18 protein-coding genes are annotated in these 18,083 nt (G+C 63.9%); 7 read left to right on the top strand and 11 right to left on the bottom strand.

Annotated elements, in window-relative coordinates:
• Nucleotides 1-70 precede the first annotated feature (70 nt).
• Both AC3CD9_RS15015 and AC3CD9_RS15010 read left to right on the top strand, forming a co-directional pair.
• On the top strand, nucleotides 71-1,297 hold the full coding sequence (locus AC3CD9_RS15015; protein WP_488364719.1) for an MFS transporter: 1,227 nt from the start codon (nucleotides 71-73) through the stop codon (nucleotides 1,295-1,297).
• Nucleotides 1,294-1,485, top strand: coding sequence for a hypothetical protein (locus AC3CD9_RS15010; protein WP_488364717.1), 192 nt, complete (start codon nucleotides 1,294-1,296; stop codon nucleotides 1,483-1,485). The genes AC3CD9_RS15015 and AC3CD9_RS15010 overlap by 4 nt, the downstream gene beginning before the upstream one ends.
• Here the strand turns inward: AC3CD9_RS15010 and AC3CD9_RS15005 are convergent.
• From AC3CD9_RS15005 to AC3CD9_RS14970, 8 genes are all read right to left on the bottom strand, one after another.
• The gene (locus tag AC3CD9_RS15005) at nucleotides 1,460-2,938 is read right to left on the bottom strand and encodes an amino acid permease (protein WP_488364715.1); all 1,479 of its coding nucleotides are present in this window, start codon (nucleotides 2,936-2,938) and stop codon (nucleotides 1,460-1,462) included. The two genes, AC3CD9_RS15010 and AC3CD9_RS15005, sit on opposite strands and share 26 nt — an antisense overlap.
• A 181-nt stretch (nucleotides 2,939-3,119) precedes the next feature.
• Nucleotides 3,120-3,695, bottom strand: coding sequence for a GNAT family N-acetyltransferase (locus tag AC3CD9_RS15000; protein WP_488364713.1), 576 nt, complete (start codon nucleotides 3,693-3,695; stop codon nucleotides 3,120-3,122).
• A gap of 103 nt (nucleotides 3,696-3,798) precedes the next feature.
• Complete coding sequence (gene phoA, locus AC3CD9_RS14995; protein WP_488364712.1) at nucleotides 3,799-5,592, bottom strand: alkaline phosphatase; 1,794 nt, start codon at nucleotides 5,590-5,592, stop codon at nucleotides 3,799-3,801.
• Nucleotides 5,593-5,765: 173 nt separating this feature from the next.
• Complete coding sequence (locus AC3CD9_RS14990; protein WP_488364711.1) at nucleotides 5,766-6,677, bottom strand: LPXTG cell wall anchor domain-containing protein; 912 nt, start codon at nucleotides 6,675-6,677, stop codon at nucleotides 5,766-5,768.
• Nucleotides 6,674-7,528, bottom strand: a complete 855-nt coding sequence (locus AC3CD9_RS14985; protein WP_488364710.1) for a hypothetical protein — start codon at nucleotides 7,526-7,528, stop codon at nucleotides 6,674-6,676. The genes AC3CD9_RS14990 and AC3CD9_RS14985 overlap by 4 nt, the downstream gene beginning before the upstream one ends.
• 38 nt (nucleotides 7,529-7,566) lie before the next feature.
• The gene (locus tag AC3CD9_RS14980; RefSeq protein ID WP_488364708.1) at nucleotides 7,567-8,211 is read right to left on the bottom strand and encodes a SipW-dependent-type signal peptide-containing protein; all 645 of its coding nucleotides are present in this window, start codon (nucleotides 8,209-8,211) and stop codon (nucleotides 7,567-7,569) included.
• Nucleotides 8,212-8,299: 88 nt separating this feature from the next.
• Nucleotides 8,300-8,890 (bottom strand): alternate-type signal peptide domain-containing protein, encoded by a 591-nt coding sequence (locus tag AC3CD9_RS14975; protein WP_488364707.1) that lies wholly within the window; start codon nucleotides 8,888-8,890, stop codon nucleotides 8,300-8,302.
• Nucleotides 8,891-9,069: 179 nt separating this feature from the next.
• Entirely contained in the window at nucleotides 9,070-9,726 is a 657-nt protein-coding gene (locus AC3CD9_RS14970; RefSeq protein ID WP_488364706.1) for a signal peptidase I, read from the bottom strand.
• A gap of 148 nt (nucleotides 9,727-9,874) precedes the next feature.
• Here AC3CD9_RS14970 and AC3CD9_RS14965 point away from each other — a divergent pair, with 148 nt between their 5' ends.
• The 4 genes from AC3CD9_RS14965 to AC3CD9_RS14950 all read left to right on the top strand — a co-directional run bounded on the left by AC3CD9_RS14965 (nucleotide 9,875) and on the right by AC3CD9_RS14950 (nucleotide 13,697).
• Entirely contained in the window at nucleotides 9,875-10,840 is a 966-nt protein-coding gene (locus tag AC3CD9_RS14965) for an ABC transporter ATP-binding protein (protein WP_488364705.1), read from the top strand.
• A 1-nt stretch (nucleotide 10,841) separates the two neighbouring features.
• Nucleotides 10,842-11,705, top strand: a complete 864-nt coding sequence (locus AC3CD9_RS14960; RefSeq protein WP_488364704.1) for an ABC transporter permease — start codon at nucleotides 10,842-10,844, stop codon at nucleotides 11,703-11,705.
• A 100-nt stretch (nucleotides 11,706-11,805) separates the two neighbouring features.
• Nucleotides 11,806-13,095, top strand: a complete 1,290-nt coding sequence (locus AC3CD9_RS14955) for a sensor histidine kinase (protein WP_488364703.1) — start codon at nucleotides 11,806-11,808, stop codon at nucleotides 13,093-13,095.
• Nucleotides 13,092-13,697 (top strand): response regulator transcription factor, encoded by a 606-nt coding sequence (locus AC3CD9_RS14950; RefSeq protein ID WP_488364702.1) that lies wholly within the window; start codon nucleotides 13,092-13,094, stop codon nucleotides 13,695-13,697. The genes AC3CD9_RS14955 and AC3CD9_RS14950 overlap by 4 nt, the downstream gene beginning before the upstream one ends.
• A 63-nt stretch (nucleotides 13,698-13,760) precedes the next feature.
• Here the strand turns inward: AC3CD9_RS14950 and AC3CD9_RS14945 are convergent, their stop codons facing one another.
• The 3 genes from AC3CD9_RS14945 to AC3CD9_RS14935 all read right to left on the bottom strand — a co-directional run bounded on the left by AC3CD9_RS14945 (nucleotide 13,761) and on the right by AC3CD9_RS14935 (nucleotide 16,744).
• Nucleotides 13,761-14,567 carry a hypothetical protein gene (locus AC3CD9_RS14945; protein WP_488364700.1) on the bottom strand — a complete coding sequence of 269 codons (807 nt, stop codon included), beginning with the start codon at nucleotides 14,565-14,567 and terminating at the stop codon, nucleotides 13,761-13,763.
• Between the two features lie 147 nt (nucleotides 14,568-14,714).
• The gene (locus AC3CD9_RS14940; protein WP_488364699.1) at nucleotides 14,715-15,860 is read right to left on the bottom strand and encodes an ABC transporter permease; all 1,146 of its coding nucleotides are present in this window, start codon (nucleotides 15,858-15,860) and stop codon (nucleotides 14,715-14,717) included.
• The gene (locus AC3CD9_RS14935; protein ID WP_488364698.1) at nucleotides 15,857-16,744 is read right to left on the bottom strand and encodes an ABC transporter ATP-binding protein; all 888 of its coding nucleotides are present in this window, start codon (nucleotides 16,742-16,744) and stop codon (nucleotides 15,857-15,859) included. Before AC3CD9_RS14935 ends, AC3CD9_RS14940 begins: the two co-directional genes overlap by 4 nt.
• A 178-nt stretch (nucleotides 16,745-16,922) precedes the next feature.
• Here AC3CD9_RS14935 and AC3CD9_RS14930 point away from each other — a divergent pair, with 178 nt between their 5' ends.
• Nucleotides 16,923-17,429 carry a DinB family protein gene (locus tag AC3CD9_RS14930; protein ID WP_488364696.1) on the top strand — a complete coding sequence of 169 codons (507 nt, stop codon included), beginning with the start codon at nucleotides 16,923-16,925 and terminating at the stop codon, nucleotides 17,427-17,429.
• Nucleotides 17,430-18,083 lie beyond the last annotated feature (654 nt).

The following is an 18,083-nucleotide window of genomic DNA, read 5'->3' as shown; positions in this document are numbered from 1 at the left end:
CCGGGAAACTCAAGCCGGGAAGTCAGGCGGGGGAGGAGAGGAAGCGAACGGACCGAGAGGGGAGACAGAGATGAAGCGCAGCACAGCTGCTGACAGTGTTGCGGTCGGCGAGCGGTCGGGCACCGGCTGGACGCTGGGCGCGGCGACCTATGTGTTCGCGGTCGTCATGATCGGCACCACTCTGCCGACGCCGCTCTACCCGAGCTATCAGGTCGAGTTCGGGTTCGGCAGCACACAGACCACGCTGCTCTTCTCGATATACGCCGGAGCCGTCATCGCCGCGCTCGTCTTCTTCGGCAGGCTCTCGGAGGCCTGGGGCCGGAAGCCACTACTGGCCGCAGGCGTCCTCGTCTCCCTCGCCTCGGCGGGGCTGTTCATGGCCGGTGGTCATCTCGGTCTGCTCTACACCGGACGGGTGTTGTCCGGGATCGCAGCCGGCATCTTCACAGCCACCGGGACTGTCGCAGTGCTCGAGAATGCTCCGCCCGGCAGGCGCAGGCTCGCGACGTCACTGGCCACGGCGGCGAACATCGGCGGTCTCGGATTGGGCAACCTCATGTCGGGAACGGTCGCCGAGGCTTTGCCGCGCCCTCTGTTCACGCCGTTCCTCATTCACGCCGTCCTCCTTCTGCTCGCGGGAGCGGCGCTGCTGGGCGTCAGGGAGAGTGCGCTCTCGCGTTCCCATTCCCTGCGCCTGCAGCTGCCCGCTATCCCGCCAGAGTCCCGTGCGGTCTTTCTCCGTGCGGTGCCAGGAGCCGTCGCGAGCTTCGCGATCGCCGGGCTGTATTCCGCCGTGGCTCCGAGCTTCATGCAGCAGACCCTCGACATCGGCTCCGCCGCCGTCATCGGCGCAGTGGTCTTCGCACTCTTCGGTGCCTCGGCCGCGTGCCAGCTGCTGTTCCAGGGGCTGGCCGATCGGACTCTCGTCTTGTGCGGAGGGATCATTCAGATCGCCTGTATGGCGTTCCTGTCGCTCGCACTCCTGGCGGACTCGACCCTGCTGCTCGTCGTCTCGGCGATCCTCGGTGGGGCCGGGCAGGGCTTCCTCTTCACGACGGGCATGCGCGCCATCACCGCCGTCACCGAGGTGCGGAACAGGACTGCTGTGACGACCTCGTACTTCATTCTCGCCTACCTGGCCATGTCCGCGCCGATCATCGGCGTCGGCGCGCTCGCACTCTTGACAGGGCTCGTCACCTCGACGATCACTTTCGCCGTTGTGACAGTCCTGGTCGCCGGTCTCAGTCTTCTCGGGCTCGGGAGGTGGAGCAGTCAGCGTCGCGGCGTCGACGGGTGATACCCACCAATGTGCTCGGGGTGGTCGGCGACTGGCTGCCGCTCTCGCACGCGATCGATGCGCTGGACGCCGTGTCGACCGGAGATGAGGACAATGCCTATATCTTGCTGCGGGTGCTCTTCATCGCCTGCTGGATCATCGGCGCCGTCATCGTCGGCTCGCTCACTCTGCGGCGTCGGACGCCGTGACGGGTTCGGTGCGGTCGGTGAGCTCAAAGGGGCGGCGCCCCCGACCACGGACGAAGGCGAAATAGCACAGCCACAGCGCGACGACCCACAGCAGTCCGACCCACAGGGCCGGTCGTGAGTCGGGGACGATGCCGACCATGACGACGACGAAGACGATGAACGCGACGGTGATCCACGATCCCACCGGCCACAGCGGCATGGGGAATTCGCTGGGAAGGCGCGCCTCCTCGGCGATCACCTTCTTCATCCGGATATGGGAGGCGAGGATGATCAGCCACACCAGCACCGTGGCGAAGGTGGCCAATGCTCCGAGCAGGAACAGGGCCTGGTCGGGGTAGAGGTAGTTGAGGACGACGCCTGCCAGCAGCGCGACGATCATCGTCACCACGGTCATCACGGGCACGCCGCTGCGTGAGGTGCGGGCGAAGGACCGCGGAGCCTGCCCCTGTTCGGCGAGGCCGTGGAGCATCCTGCCGGCGCCGAAGATGTCGGCATTGATGGCCGACAGGGCCGCCGTGATGAGGACGACCTGGAGGATGGCGGCCGCTGCACTGAAGCCGACGGAGTCGAAGATTGCGACGAAAGGGCTGATCTCGGAGGTGATCTGGTTCCACGGCAGGATGCACATGATCACGCCGAGGGTGAGCACGTAGAAGAGGAGGATGCGCACCGGCACCGAGTTGATGGCGGCCGGCAGCACCTGTTTTGGATTCTGTGCCTCTCCGGCGGTGACGCCGATGATCTCGATGCCGCCGAAGGCGAACATCACGATGGTGAATGATGAGAGCAGACCCCAGAACCCGTTGGGGAAGAAGCCGCCGTGGTCGAACAGGGCCTGCGGGCCCATCTGATCGTGGTCGGCGATGCCGAAGCCGAAGATGATGATGGCCACGCCGGCGGCGATGAGGGCGATGATCGCGACGATCTTGATGAGCGCGAACCAGAATTCCAGCTCACCGAAGACCTTGACGCCGATCATGTTGATCGCGGCGATGAAGAAGACGACGGCGAGCACCCAGATCCAGCGGGGGACTCCCGGGAACCAGAAGCCCATGTACACGCCGATCGCGGTGGCGTCGAAGACGGCGACGAGGACCATCTCGAAGGCGAAGGTCCAGCCGACGAGGAAGCCGGCGAAGGGGTGGATGTAGCGGGAGGCATACTGGCCGAAGGAGCCGGAGACGGGATGGCGGACGACGAGTTCGCCGAGGGCGCGCATGACCATGAAGACGGCGGCACCGCCGATGATGTAAGCGAGCAGCACTGCTGGTCCTGCGGCTTGGATCGACTCCGAGGAGCCCATGAAGAGGCCGGTGCCGATGGCGGAGCCGAGGGCCATGAAGCGGATGTGTCTGGCGGTCAGGCCTCTTTTCAGGCCTGCGTTCTCTTCATGTCCGTCAGCGTTTGCGTCGCTGGGGAGCGCCTCGTTGCGGTCCTTGTCGGCTGGAGCCATCGGTGTCTGCTGTCCTCTTCTCTCGACTGACCGTGGTCGCCTCGGCCCCGATGCGATCGACGGACCCGGCTCCACGGCCACCTCAGATTCTCACACCGGGGCGGCGGGCGAATACGGAAGCTGGCACAAAGAGTCCGAGATCTCAGAAAATCGGGTCGGACCGGCGTCTGGAACGCAGCAGTCAGGCTGTCTGCCGATCGCTGGAAAGCATCCCGAAGATGAGGGTGTCGGTCCATTCGCCCTTCGACCACCAGTCCTTGCGCAGGTGCGCTTCCTCCCGCATCCCGATCCTGCGAGCCAGATTCGCCGAGGCGGTGTTCCGGGAATCCATCTGCGCGAAGACCCGGTGGAGGCCGTAGTGGTCGAAGGCGACGTTGAGGACCGCGATGGCCGCCTCGGTGGCGAACCCGTGGCCACTGGCGGCCGGATCGAGGATCCAGCCGATCTCGGCCTTCTGCTCACTGTCGTCGTCGAGCCAGATCGCGATGTCGCCGATGACGTGCGAGCCTTCAAGGGAGTCGAGACCGTCGGCCGTCTCGATGACCAGGGCCAGGGCACGGGATTCGGTCTCGAGCCCCGTGTGCTGCATGCGTTCTGAGACCTTGGTCCGGGCCACTTCGGCGGTCCAGGGATCTTCGAGGAGGAACCGGGAGACGTCCTCGCGGGAGAATATCCGCAGCTGCTCGTCGACGTCGGATTCGACATAGGTGCGCAGCCGCAGTCGGTCGGTGGTCAGCGGAAGTTCGATGGGTTCCATGGGCCCACTCTGCCAGGTCGACCTGTGGAGACGACGAACGATGCCGGACGCTTCGCTGGGAGCATCCGGCATCGTGCGCAGACGGGCTGTGGTCGGGCTGTTGTCAGGCGGGGAGGATTCCGCGGCGCTTGGCCATGCGGATCAGGGCCGATCCGCCGATGATCGCGGCCACGCCGAAGAAGATCGCGGCACCGATCTCAACGCCGGTGCGCGGCAGGGTTCCGCCGCCACCGCCGGCCAGACCGGGACCTTCGTCTCCGCCGCCGGTCGAGGCATTGCCTTCGCCGCCTTCGGAGCCGCCGTTGGCGCCGGCGCCGCCTCCGGTGGAATCGGAGGAGCCGTTGGAGTCCTCGGATGAGTTCGAGTCCTCGGTCCCTGCCCCACCGTCATTGCCACCGGCGTCGGACGAGCCCGCGGCATCGTCGGAACCGTTCGCATCATCGGAACCGGCCGAGTCGTCATCGCCGTTCGCATCGTCGCCCGGGTCGCCGGGCACTTCGGCGTCGGGGTCGAGTCCCAGACCGTCTGCGATCGTATAGTGCATGTCGGTCTGGTCGGTCAGCCCGACGACATTGGCCGCGCCCGGTCCGTAGGCCGCGATGCGCAGCTGCGTTCCGGTGTGGCCCTGCGACTCCTCTTCGTCGGCGGTCGCGTAGTTCATCGTCATCTCGCTGCCGTCGGCGGTGGTCAGGGTCCGGGTGAGACCCGGGGTGTCCGTACCGGTGCTGACGATCTGGCTGGTGTGAGCGTGATCGGCGGTGGTGATGACGAGAGTTTCGCCGTCTTCCTTCGCGAAGTCGAGGGCAGCCTTGACCGCCTCGTCGAGGTCGACGGTCTCACCGATCTGACCGCACGGGTTGGCCGCGTGGTCCTGCTTGTCGATGCTCGCTCCCTCGACCTGGAGGAAGAAGCCCTTGTCATTGTCGAGCAGATCGACGGCCTTGTTCGTCAGCTGATCGAGCTTCGGTACGTCCGAGGTGCGCTCCGGGTTGTTCTTGCACTTCACGGCCGGTTCGGTGCCGCCTCTGTGCGTGGCCTTCGGTCCCTCCCAGCGAACGGGGAAATTGCCCTCTGTGAAGAGACCGAGCACCGGTGCATCTTGGTTCGCCTCGGTGACGGAGTCGAGTGAGTCGGAGTCGTCGACGAGCTGGTAGCCACGTTCCTCCGCCTGCTCCCGCAGCGTCTTGTTCTTCCAATCGCCGGCGGTGGCCTTCTGTTCGAAGGATGCCGAACCGCCGCCGAGGGTGACATCGGCGCGAGCGTTGAGGATCTGCTCGCTGATCGAGCCGAGGCCGCCGTTCTCCAGGGTCTCGTCCGCGCAGTCCTTGGCCGTCTCCTCGGGGCCGTAGCAGCCGCGCTGGCTGATGTGGGCGAGCTGCGCGGCCGGAGTCGCGTCCTGGATCTCCGCGGTCGAGACGTCGCCGGTCTTCATGCCCTTGGCGCGGGCCATCTCGATGAGAGTCTTGTGCGGTTTGCCGGTCCGGTCGACGCCGAGTGCGCCATTGTAGGTCTTCGTTCCCGATGACCAGCCTGTGGCGCTGGCCGCGGAGTCGGTGACATAGTCCGGCTTGCCGGAGTCCTTGTCCACCGCGTACGTCGTGTACTGCCCGGTCAGCGGCAGTTCGTCGAGGCCGTCAAAGCGACCGTGGGCGCCCTTCGCATAGTTGCGGGCGGCGGTGATCTCCGAATCGCCCATGCCGTCGCCGATGAGGAGGATGACGTTCTTCGCACCGGAGTCCTCGACCGCGTCGCGGATGGCGTCGGTATTGTCGCTGTCGAGTTGGCGGGCTCCGCCGGGTTCGTCGATTCCTGCCGCCGAGGCGGAACTTGCGAATCCGAAGAGTGCGAGGCTGAGTGCGCCGGTTGCCGCGGCGAGACGCAGGGTTGTCCTGGCCATGTGCAGTCCTTTCGTTGAGGTGCACAGGCGCTCACCGAAGAGGAGGCGTCGGAACGATTCGAGCGGTGCCGGAGGCAGGGCTCGGACGAGTGCGTGAGCGTCGTGTGCGAGCAGACGGCCTCCAACCTACTCAGCATTCACACAAGGCGAGTGGAGGGAACGTGAAGCCTGAGTTAACTCGCAGTTCGGTCTCTGCGTCGCCGGACGATTGAGACGGCAAGGGCGCCGAGGAGCAGCAGGCCTGCGCCGACAAAGAGCACTGCTAACGATCCGAGTCCTGTTCGCGGCAGCGACCCGTCGGCATCGGAATCTGAGTCTGCGTTTGTGTCCGTGATTGAGTTCGCCCTGCCACGATCTGTGCCGCCGGCGTCCGAACTGCTTCCACTTCCCGCGTCCGAATCTGCGCCTGAACCTGAGCTGCCGTCGGCAGCGGTGCTCTTGTCACCATTCGACGTCGAATCTGAGGTGGCAGTGGCTTCGCTGCCGCCGTCTGCAGACGAGTCGTCATCCTGATCTGAGCCAGAGGCATCTGCATCGCTCGATGCACTGTCGTCGGAATCGGCTGTGGCGTCCTCCGGCGGAGTCGTGGGGCCGACGCCGTCGCCCTGAGCGGTGACGATGACGCGGAACCGCGCTTGTTCTTGCTTGGTGTCGTTCCCTGCAGATTCGGGGAGGCGAACGGAGATCGTGATTGATTCCTTGTCGCTCGGGGAGAGCGTGCCGAGCCAGACTGGGGATTCGGTATCAAGGGCTTCGCCGAGGGGTGAGGATACAGAGTCGCCGAAACCGCTGATCGTAACCTCGGCGGAATCATGGAGCGGACCGTGCGGTGAGGTGGATTCGAAGCGAATACCGGTCGTGACGTCCGCTTCGGTGGTCTGCGAGACGACAAGCTTCTCCGTCTTCGTGTCACCGGGCACGAAGGTGAGATCGGTGAAGAGCTTGCCGGGTGCGCTCCCGTCGGGCCGGGTGACGACGATCTGACCATCGGCGCTCGCCGAGGCGGGAGTCGTCATTGTGAAGATCAGGCCAAGGACGACGGCAACCGCCGAGATGATGGTGAGACGTGCGTTGGCGCGAGTCATCGCACGAACACCTCGAGAACCATGTCATTGCTCGGGGGTGTCGAACCCCACCATTCCATGACGACCCATTGGACCTGACGTCCGTCGGAGCTGGTGAGGTCGTTGCCGTAGCTGGAAAGGTTGACGGGATGCGCGGTGCTCGTGTCGTACTCGTCAGCATTCTTCCAATATCCTGCTCCCAGATATTCGACGCTGTTCGACGGGACCCTGCTTCCCGGCGTATCAGCGGCGAAACCGTTCGCAAATGTCGGGCCGTCTCCGACTCGGACGATTGCGCAACCAAGAAGACCGCAAGAGGCAGCCGCGGTCGGGTTGGCTTTAGTTCGGTCCGCTGACATGAGCCAGGTGTACCGTTGCCGGTCGCTGAGGGTGAGGTTCGGATTTCCGGCCGCGTTCGATCCGGTCCGGTGCAGTTTCTTGAACTGCGCGCCTAAGCCGTTTTCGGGGTCGAGACGACGTGATGGGAACCCGTTGCCATTGACCGGAGCCAGCCAATTGAGCGTCGCCGATTTATCCGTATTGCGCCAAGCTGTGACCTTCACTGTCGAATTCGAAGTCAAAGCCGAAGAGCTGCACGTCCACGCCCTTACGCCCAGTCGTCCGTCGCCGCCACCGGAACCGAACTCACCGTTGCGGACAACGGGAACGATGATCATCGATGAACCGCTCGATGAGTACGTGGGAAAGTCCTTCAGCCGATACACGTTCGGCTGTTCGGCGGGGTTCGGCACAGAGCACCAGCGGCCGAGCCCGCCGGCGGTCTGGCCAGCCGTCGCTCGGCTGATGAGGTAGGCCGTCGTTACGCCCACCGGGACGAGCAGCAGCAGTGCGGCCAGGATTGCCGTGACCATCCACGCTCTACGTTTTGTCGGTTTCGAAAAGTGATGCTTCAAAGCTTGCCTGCTTGTTTGAGCTGAAGCGAGTTTCTCATCGTAAAGATGGACTGGACGTCCAAGTTGGCGCTGCGGCGGTTGAGAAGTTCGACGGTGAGGTCGACTTTCTTCCCCGCCGAGTTCGTCGCAGTTGCCGGCATCGACAGATCGAGAGTGACGGTCGCAGTATCACCGGGCTTGAGAGCCTTGCCGAGATCGATTTTGTGGGAGAACCCGCTGGAGGTGAAAGCAGAGTTGGGTATGTCCTTCTTCGTTCCGTCGATGGTGGCGGAAGCGCGCAGGTAGGTTCGCATGGCCGCGTAGTCATTGGCGTTCGACGGAGACCCGACGATATCGAGAGTTCCCACTGCAGCGGTCGCCGACTTAGCGGAGTTCGTGACCGTGTACGTCCAGCGTTGAGCTTGGACTCCGGGAATGAGCCCCTTGCTCCCTGTGGGCACGATGATGTTCGGATTCGATCCGGTCGACACGTTGGTGGGACCGTTCTGTGCGATTGCGGCCGTCAGAGTCCCCGCCGTGACTGTTGAGGATTCGGATTCTGCGGAATCCGACCATGCCGCGTATGTCGCTCCGCCGCCGATGAGCAGTGCGCCGGCCGCAGCGGCGGCTGCGGCAGCGAACACTGCGCGACGGAGAGACATGTGTGTACTCCTCAGGTAGAGATGGGGATTGAGGAAGAGTCGAAGGGTGGGTCCGAATCAGCCGAACCCACCCTGAAGGTGATGTTGATCAGTTGCCGGGCACCTGGGTGAGGGTGTAGTCCACAGCGAAGTTGAGCGCACCGAGCTTGGCATCGTTGTACTGGCCCTCGGTGCCCCACGGGAAGGTGATCGTAGTCGTCACCTCGACGGTGCCTTCACCTTCACCGGTGAGAGTCTCGCCGTCGAGTGTGAGGTCGCCTGTTGCTCCGGTCAGACCAGTCGCCGCAAGATCTTCGGACTCGATGGCATCGGACAGCGCAGTATCGGCGGCCGCGTCAGTTGACGGAGTCACGTCGATATTGCCGTTGAACTCAGCCTTGATGTTCTCGCCTTCGAGGGTGACGGGAATCGACTGAGTGTAAGTGAGAATGTCGCCAGGGACGATCTGGTCAGAACCGGGGTTGAACGCCACCGGCTCAGTCGCGGTGCCGGAACCGTCGCCTTCGTGGCTGATCTCCCAGCCACCACCGGCGGGTGTGCCGAGGTCGAGAGTTCCAGAGGAGATGACTCCGTCGCCGCCTTCTGCTTCGTCGGTCCAGAATGAGACGGTGCTCGCTCCGCCGACGAGGAGAGCGACGCCGATGCCGCCTGCGATGAGTGCCTTCGTTGATTTCTTCACGTGTGATCCTGTGTGTACGGGAGGGGTGGTTGTCGACGCGTGAAGTCATCAAAGAGTCACTTACCGAACTTCACCTGCGTCATGGTGCAGATATTCAGCATCCGTGAATGATGGTAACCGTGAAAGTTACAACAGGCAATGTAGATTGCGCAAAAAAGAAGTGATCTTGACCGCAGAGTTCATTGTTTGTTATCAGGGTCGGGTGAAAGACGTTTCGTCCGTCGATGCTCGACGAAGCTGCGGACTAGCATGATGACTGCGTAGCCGAGGAGGCTGATTCCGACGATCGTTGCGATCGTCTGCCTGTTGCCCATCGGCACCAGCTGGCCGAGGTACCCGACTAGCGGAATATGGTAGGCGACGACTCCGCGGATCTGCTCGGGGCGGACCGGGAGGGGGTCCTCGGCGTTGTTCGCATCTCCCTGGGTCCGATAGCGAGTCTTGCCCTCGACGACATCCACCGCCACGACGCGGTGCGTCACCGTCAGAGGCTCTCCAGACTTCAGCTGATAGGTCACGACATCGCCGAAAGCGACCTCGCCAGCTTCGACATGCTTGGCCACGACGATCGAGCCGGTCGGAATGGTCGGCTCCATCGATCCGGAGATCACCGTGAACGGCTCTGCTCCGATGATTCTCGGCACCACAACCGTGAGCACGATGATGAGCGCGAAGATGCCGGCCAGTGTCCAGGCGATCACTTGCAGGGCGATGCTCAATCGGCGCTTCCAAGGGGAGCGGGAGTTCGCGGATTCTTCTTCACGGCGCTGTTGACGGCTGACCGGCGGCGGATCGACCTCCGGCGACCGGGCGTCATCAGAAGAATTATCGGACATGGTTCCAGTCTGCCAGTTTGTGACAGCCGATGTTGTCAGGATTGTTGATTGAGCAATTTTCTGCCGTGGCGTTTGTGACGCATTGTCGGAGACCAACCGATGACAAATGGCATCTGTACACACCGGCTCCGATTTCTAGTCTGTGGACATGACTTCACAGACAGCGACTCACACAGCCCCTCCGACCCGGACATCCGCCGCGACCCCTGCAGCTGTCAGCCTGAACCGCCTGACCAAGAGCTTCGGCGAACTGACAGCCGTCGACGGCCTCAACCTCGACATTCGCCCCGGCGAAGTCGTCGCCTTCCTCGGACCCAACGGGGCTGGTAAGACAACGACCATCGACATGCTCCTCGGACTCAGCCGACCAGATGACGGCTCTGTCGAGATCTTCGGGATGCCGCCTCGGCGAGCGGTCGCCCTCGGGCTCGTCAGTTCGGTGATGCAGACCGGTGGACTGCTCGATGACCTCACCGTCCGCGAAACCGTCGACTACACCTCGGCGATCTTCGCCTCCTCCCTCGACACGGACCTCGTCCTCGAACGCGCCGGGATCACCGACATCGCCGATTCGGTGGTGAAGAAATGCTCCGGCGGGCAGAAGCAGCGCCTGCGCTTCGCCATGGCCCTGCTGCCGGACCCCGCCCTCATCGTCCTCGACGAACCGACCACCGGAATGGACGTCACCGGCCGCCGCGACTTCTGGCACCAGATGCGCGCCGACGCACTGACCGGCAAGACAATCCTCTTCGCCACCCACTACCTCGAAGAGGCCGATGAATTCGCCGACCGCGTCGTCCTCGTCGCAGACGGCCGGGTCGTCGCCGACGGACCCGCCCACGAGATCCGCGGCATGACCGCCGCGAAGACCGTGAGCGCAACCCTGCCGATGACCGACGACACCACCGAATCGGGCGTCAATGACCTGCTCGACCGCCTCGGCGGATTGGCCGGTGTCGAATCCATCGACGTCGCTGCCAGACGTCTGAAGATGCGCACCACAGACTCGGATGCAGCCGCGAAGATGCTCTTCGACAACGCGTGCACCGACCTCGAGATCACCTCCCATTCCCTTGAAGACGCCTTTATCAGCCTTACCTCGAAAGGAGCCTGACATGTCCGTCCACCCCGAAACCACTCGCCCCGACACCGCTGCCCACACCGACTCGCTCACTGACACCGAAACCCGCACCGCCGCCTCGGCGGCGTTCCTCACCTCGCTGGAGAACCGACGGGTGCCCCGCCTCGGCGGATTCTCAGTAACCCTTCTGCGCCTCGAACTGCTGCGGAAGCTGCGCAACCGGCGCACATTGATCTTCACGATGATCATGCCCGCGGTCTTCTACCTCATCTTCGGCCTGACGAACAAGGACGAGATGCTCGGGAGCACGAATGCCGCGCTCTACATCTCGGTCTCCTTGGCCACGTATGGGGCGATGATTGCTACGACCACGGGTGGTGCGCAGGTCGCCATCGAACGCGCGCTCGGGTGGAGCCGGCAGCTCGCACTGACGCCGCTGCATCCGGCGGCCTACATTCTCATCAAGGTGATCGTGTCCATGGCTCTCGGCGCGGTGTCCGTCATCGTCGTCTTCGTTCTTGCCGCCGTCACCGGCGTTCACGCACCACTGGGCACACTCATCGCCTCCGGTCTCCTCGTCATCCTCACCTCCGGGGTCTTCGCCGCTTTCGGCGTCATGCTCGGCTACCTGCTGCCGGCCGAAAACGCGATCCAGGTCGCGAGCATGGTCCTCGGCATCCTCTCGCTCATCGGCGGACTCTTCGTTCCGCTCGAGATCTGGCCCGACACGCTGCAGACGATCGCCCGCTTCACCCCGGCGTATGGAGTCGGCGAAATCGCCCGCGCACCGCTCGGCGGGGGTTACGATCATTGGGCGATTGTCAGCGTGATCGTGTGGCTGGGGATCTTCGTGGCAGGTTCGGCCTGGGCCCTGCGCCGAGACACCGCAAGAGTGTGAGGCGAATGGTCGCGAACGGGCCACGACACTGCATACGTGAACGAAACGAGCACGACGACCAGCATGACGACCAGGGCAGAGTGACCGAGGAAGGACCACGGTGACCACGCACGACACCTCCGACGAGGCGAGGACAGAGTCCCCGCCTGTCGGGCTGCGTTCGCTCAACTTCATGAGTTGGTTCTTCCCGTTCTTCTGGCTCGTCTTCCTCGTCTACCCCCTGAGCGCATCGTTCCAGCTCGGCGGAGCACAGCGGATCTGGGGCGTGAGCCTCACCGTCGCATTCGCCGTCATCTTCTACGGCGGAATGATCGCCGGTGGGGTCGGTCTCGGCACCTTCGCCCGCACGATGCGCGATCCCCACGCCCGCCGCACCCGCCAGGCGCTCATCATCGTCAATGCTTCCATCGCCGGCATGGTCGTCATCACTGCGGTGGCCGTTCCCATCATTGGTGAGCAGGCGCTGGCATTCCTCGCCTATATCTCCGTCCTCTCCGTCGTCTCGATTCGTCGGGTGATTCCCGGCCTCATCATTGCGGCATCAACGCTCATCGTCGCCGAGGCGGCCCAACGTCTCGTCCCCGGGTGGACTCACGATTGGTCCTCCACCTTCGGGATCTCGATCTCGGGGTTCGCCATGGTCATGGCGCTCATGGCCGGCGACCGAGCCCGCGCGGCACGGGCGGCAGAAGAGGAGAACCGGCGACTCGAGCGAGAGGCCGAACGCTTGCGCGTGTCCCAAGTCGTTCATGATGTGCTCGGACATTCGCTCACCGTCATCGCGCTCAAGGCGCAACTGGCCTCGAAACTCGAAGCGGCCGGCTCGCCTGATGCGGCTCGGCATATCGCCGAGATCGAAGAACTCGCCCGTGGTGCGCTGGCCGATGTCCGGACCACGGTGCAGGGGACACGGACGATCTCCCTGGCCGAGGAGCTCGTCGAGGCGACTCGTGCGCTGCGCGCCGCCGACATCACGGTCGAGGCTCCCACCTCGGTCGATGTCGTCGACCCACGGCTGCGAGAACTCTTCGCCTGGAGCCTGCGGGAAGGCAGCACGAACATCCTCCGGCATGCCCGAGCCCGACGGGCCACCATCGTTCTCGAGAGGAATCGATTGACCATCAGCAACGACAACGGTCGCCGTGATGACCCCGCGCACCCGGTCACGGAGCTCAACCTCGGCGAGGTGGGTGCCGGGTCCGGTCTGCAGGGACTGCGGAGTCGGGCGCGCGCACTCGACGGGAGCCTGCGGACGCAGCAGACCGACGCTGGTTTCGAACTCATTGTCGAAGGACCGGATGCGGACCTCGCGCGTCCCCGCTGGGACGCAGGCGGCGACGAACTCGACGCGGGCGATGCCGATCTCAACGCAGAGAGGTGGGGTCGGTGACGACGCTGCTCATCGCTGACGATCAGACCATGGTCCGTGAGGCGCTCGCCGCCCTGCTCGGCATGGAATCCGACTTCGAGGTCGTCGCCCAGTGCGCTCGCGGTTCCGAGGTCGTTCCGGCGATCACCGCGATGCGGCCGGATGTGGCGCTGCTCGATGTCGATATGCCGGAACCCGATGGGCTCTCGGTCGCGGCCACGCTCAAGGACAAGTTTCCCGAGGTCAAAGTCATCATCGTTACGACCTACGGGCGGCCGGGTTGGGTCAAACGTGCCCTGGACTCCGGGGTCAGCGGGTTCATGGTGAAGGACGCTCCGGTCGATCACCTCGCCGAGGGGATCCGCCGGGTCATGGCCGGGATGTCGGTCATCGATCCCGAACTCGTCGTCGAATCGACGATGCACGGGGCGTCACCGCTGACCGCGCGGGAGACCGATGTGCTGCGCGCGGCCGCGGACGGGGCGAGCGTCGACGAGGTGGCCGCTCAGCTCTATCTGTCGGCCGGCACCGTGCGGAATCGACTGTCCTCGGCGATCGGGAAGACGAACGCCCGCAACCGTGCCGATGCCGCACGGATCGCCGCGGAGAACGGCTGGCTGTAAGTGCAGTCAGCCCCGGCAGGACGAGAGGGTGATGACCCATTTCGCTGCAGGTCGGGGCCGGGTTCACCAGCTGATGAGGTCCCGGACCGGACGCGGTGCGCGCGACCACTCGTCGAACAGGACACGGGAGCGCGGAGCACGATTGCGCAGCAGGACCAGACCGCACGGGACGAGCGCAAGAGCAAGACACAGACCGCCGATTCCGGGCTCATGTTCCTTGAGGATTCCCATGCCGAGCCAGCCGGCCGGAAGGATCAACAGGCTTCGCATCAATCCGAAAGTTCGAGACCGATAGGCGGCGACGGCGATGAGAACAGAGCCGAGAATGGTTCCGACGGAGATGACCACAGGAACTCGCCAGAACGCATAGGCGAGTTCTCCGTAGCCGTCGAGGAACAACGAGGACGCCGCGTCGCTTCCGAATCGTTCGACCAGGTTGAAAGCGGTGGCATCGACCCCCAGATAGAAGATCCGCGCGCTGAGTCCGAATGTCATCAGACAGGCTCCGAGCGCAGGGATCAGCGGAGCTCGGCGGGACGCGATGTGAGCGAGCGCGATCATCGCCGGTATCAGTACGAGGGCGCCGATGAGCTGGAGCGTCCACCCCGCGGTGGAGAGTCCTGGTGCTCGTTCATGGACCACGAGCAGCATTGGTGCGGCAAACGCATCCGCATCGAGTGCATCGAGCTCAGTCGGAGTCAGGGCCGCTGACTGCCTTGCCAGCCACTGCAGAAACAAGCCCGATGTCCACGCCAGAGGACCGACGATCAGCGTAAGACTGCCGAGAATCTGCCCGGGAAACGGGCTCCAACGGTCGAACGTCGAACCGGGCGCGAGGTGGTCGTCGGGAGTGCCCGGAGGAACCGACACTGTGATGCCTCCTGACTGACGATGAGAGTTCAGCGGCGCGATTTCGGCTGAGGACAAGGTGCACTGCCCCGTTGACGAGTCTAGGCGAGGAAATCCCCCGGTTCCAGAGTCGGACGCAGATCCGCCGAGTTCGGCTCTTCGGACGGTTCAGGACCGCTTCAGTGCCTGCCCCCAGGTCAGCTTCGGTCCCGACTTGAGGATTGAGCGTTCGAAGATCCGCGTGGCCAGCAGCAGCGCGAGCAGTGTGGTGACGATGAGGATGAGCAGGGACACCAGCGGTTCCCACCATTCGATGGTGCCGAGGAAGACTCGCATCGGCACTGCCACCGCCGCGGAGAACGGAATGTAGGACAGCACCGCCATGACCGTTTCGTTCGACGAGAAGATGATGACGCCCATGTAGGGCAGGAAGATGAGCATCATGATCGGCGTGCTCGTCGACGGCAGGTCCTCGGTGCGCGAGACCATCGAGGCGGCCGCCGCATAGAGGGCGGCGACCATGACGAAGCCGACGATGAAGAGCGGGACGAACCAGGCGATCGGTTCGGCGACCTTGCCCAGTACCAGGTCGTTTCCGCTGATGGCGGCACCCGCGAGGACCGCAATCGCGGTGAGTCCGATCTGTGCGAAAGCGAGGATCGTACAGGCGATGACCTTGCCGAACATGAGCACCCGCGCCGAGGTGGACGCGAGCAGGATCTCCACGATCCGCGACTGCTTCTCCTCCACCACGGACGAAGCGATCGTGTTCCCGAACGTCATCGCCGCCATGAAGAACACCAGGCCGAGGCCGAGCCCGATGAAGTACGTGAGCGCCGGGTCGGGGGCGTCGGGATCGAGGAGTTCGACCTCGGGAGTGAGGCTGAGTGCCCCGATGAGTGATTCCGGTGCCGAGCGCAGGGACAGCACCGAGACCCCGGTCGGCGAATCCTGCGATTCGACGACGGCGGATTCGACCTCCTCGGAAGTGATCAGGGCTTTTGCCTCGTCGACGTCAGCGACTTCGACGGTCTCGATATCGTCGATCCCCTCGACGGCTTTCGCCCCCGCCGAGGTGACCGCCACCTTGTCCGTGGAGGAGAACAAAGAGGGCAGCGCCCCGGAGACCCCAACGAGGACGCCGAAGAGGACGATGCTCAGGATCGTCGAAACCATGAACGCCTTCGACTTGATTCGCACCATGATCTCGCGTTCGATGACCAGGCCCATGGCAGTGGTGAAACCGGCTCGGTTCGTGCTGACTGGAGACTTGCGGGTGCTGTCGGCTGCGGCGGTCGTATCTGTGGTGCTCATGCCTGCGTGACCTCCTGGAAGAGACGGTTGAGGGCGACTTCGTGCGGACCGAAGGATGACACCGTCGAGACGGTGAGCGCTTTGCGCAGGACCGCCTCGGCAGTATCGGCGTTCGGGGCTGTGAACCGGGCCCAATTTCCGTCGAGTTCGACCACAGCGATATCGGGCAGACCACGCACCCAGCCGAGGTCCGCATCCGTCTGCAGCGTCCACTCGGGCAGGCTGCGCTGACGGCGCAGTTCCGCGGTGGTGCCAGCTGCGACGAGGCGGCCGTCATTGATGATGACGAGGTCGTCGACGAGACGTTCGACGAGGTCGAGCTGGTGACTGGAGAAGAGGACCTGGGCGCCGGAGGAGGCAAAGTCGGTGAGGACGCTCAGGGTGCGTTCGACGGCTACGGGGTCGAGGCCGGAGAACGGTTCGTCGAGGACGAGTGCCTGCGGGTCGTGGATGAGAGCCGCGGCGATCTGGACCTTCTGCTGATTGCCGAGGCTGACTGATTCAAGGGTGTCGGTGGGATTGCCTTTGAGGTCGAGCTGTTCGAGGAGTTCGAGTCCGCGCTTCTTCGCCGCATGGCGGGTGAGACCGTGGAAGCGGGCGAGGTAGACGAGCTGATCGATGATCGGCATCTTGGGGTAGAGGCCGCGTTCCTCGGGCATGTAGCCGATCGCGCTGCGATGGTTCGCGGTGATCGGTTCACCGTCGACGAGGATGCGCCCGGAATCGGCGGCCAGGACGCCGAGGATGATCCGCATGGTTGTGGTCTTGCCGGAGCCGTTCGAACCGACGAATCCGGTCATCCGGCCGTCGCCGATGTCGAAGCTGAGGTCGTGCAGCACCTGCTTGTCTCCGAAGCTGCGGTTGATGTTCTCCAAGGTGATCATGTCTCAACGCTATGCGGAGACCGGCGTGAGCGGATCAGTCTTGAGGGTGAATTCGGGACCCTGCGTGAGGGGGATCGCGGCTCTTCACCATCGAGGGTGCAAGTAGGGCCGGTCGGCGCTTGCGAAGACTCCGAATATCCCCTGTTGCGTGGTTCGGTACGCGAGTATCATTCAGCCCATGACGAGACCGAGTGAGATCCTCGGCAGCGTAGTCGCCGCCAGCGAGCGCGAGCAGCTTGAGACGTTCCTGGATTATCTGCGCGACGCCGTCGTGCGCAAAGTCAGCGGCCTGTCGGAGGAGGATGCTCGGCGCAGCCCAGTGCCGACCGGCACCAGCCTCGGCGGCTTGATCAAACACCTGCGTTGGGTGGAGTTGGGAGTGTTCGCTGAGCAGATCGGGCAGATCCCTGCCGCGGAGCTGCCCACGCCGCCCTGGACCGACGCGGAACCGGAGGCCGACTTGCGGCTGGAGCCGGACGAGAAGCTGGATGAAGTCATCGGTGCCTACCAGGCGGAGTGCGACCGTTCCCGAGAGATCGCCGCCCAGCACAGCCTCGACTACGTACCACCAGGCGGGGAGCTGACGTTGCGGTGGGTGTACCTGCACGTGATCCTGGAGACCAGCCGGCACGCGGGGCACGCGGACATCGTGCGCGAGATGATCGACCGCAACGTCGGCGACTGACTGCTTTCTGCGCGTCATCGGTCCGTGTTCTGGCGGTCGGACAGTTGTTTCAGTAATTGAAAGTCAAACTACTGAGTAGTCGAAACCGAAACTACTCAGGCGGCCTCGGACTACCTGTCTATTGCTGAAGAGCGGGGTCTGAGCAATGTAGTTGAGTCTGCAATTCCATAGCTTGGAGGAGTTCGACCAGCTCCTCTCTCCCCGTCCCCGAACTTGATCGCACTTAGTCGTGCGCGGTCAGGGATTCGAAGCGAGCTGAAACATCTTGCTCGACTTCGAAATGAGGAATGTATGACCCGGTTAGGTCTGCGCGTGCGCGCCTGGTGGGCTGCACTCACAGCTGTGCTCATGGTTGCTGCCGGCGGTGCCATTGTGCTTCCGGCCGCACCTGTCCAGGCAGCACCGGTATCGATCAGCTGCGAGCCAGGGATCGCGTATTCAGCGTCATCAGATGGACAGCTGCGAAAGGTGACGGCGGCCGGATCGACAGATGTCGCCGACAACGCCACAAAAAAGGAAAGGTATTGGACGCTCCTCGGATGGCGATATCGGGATGTTGACGTCACGTCGTTCAATGGCCTTGGGATCGGCAAGAACGGCTCCCCAATATATGCATACGAACGGACTGATTCTGCGCAGACTGTTGAGATCTAT

The organism is Brevibacterium sp. MGP-B1 (assembly GCF_057766545.1).
Note: the sequence above shows the minus strand (reverse complement) of the source record. Positions and strands in the feature narration are given on the sequence as shown.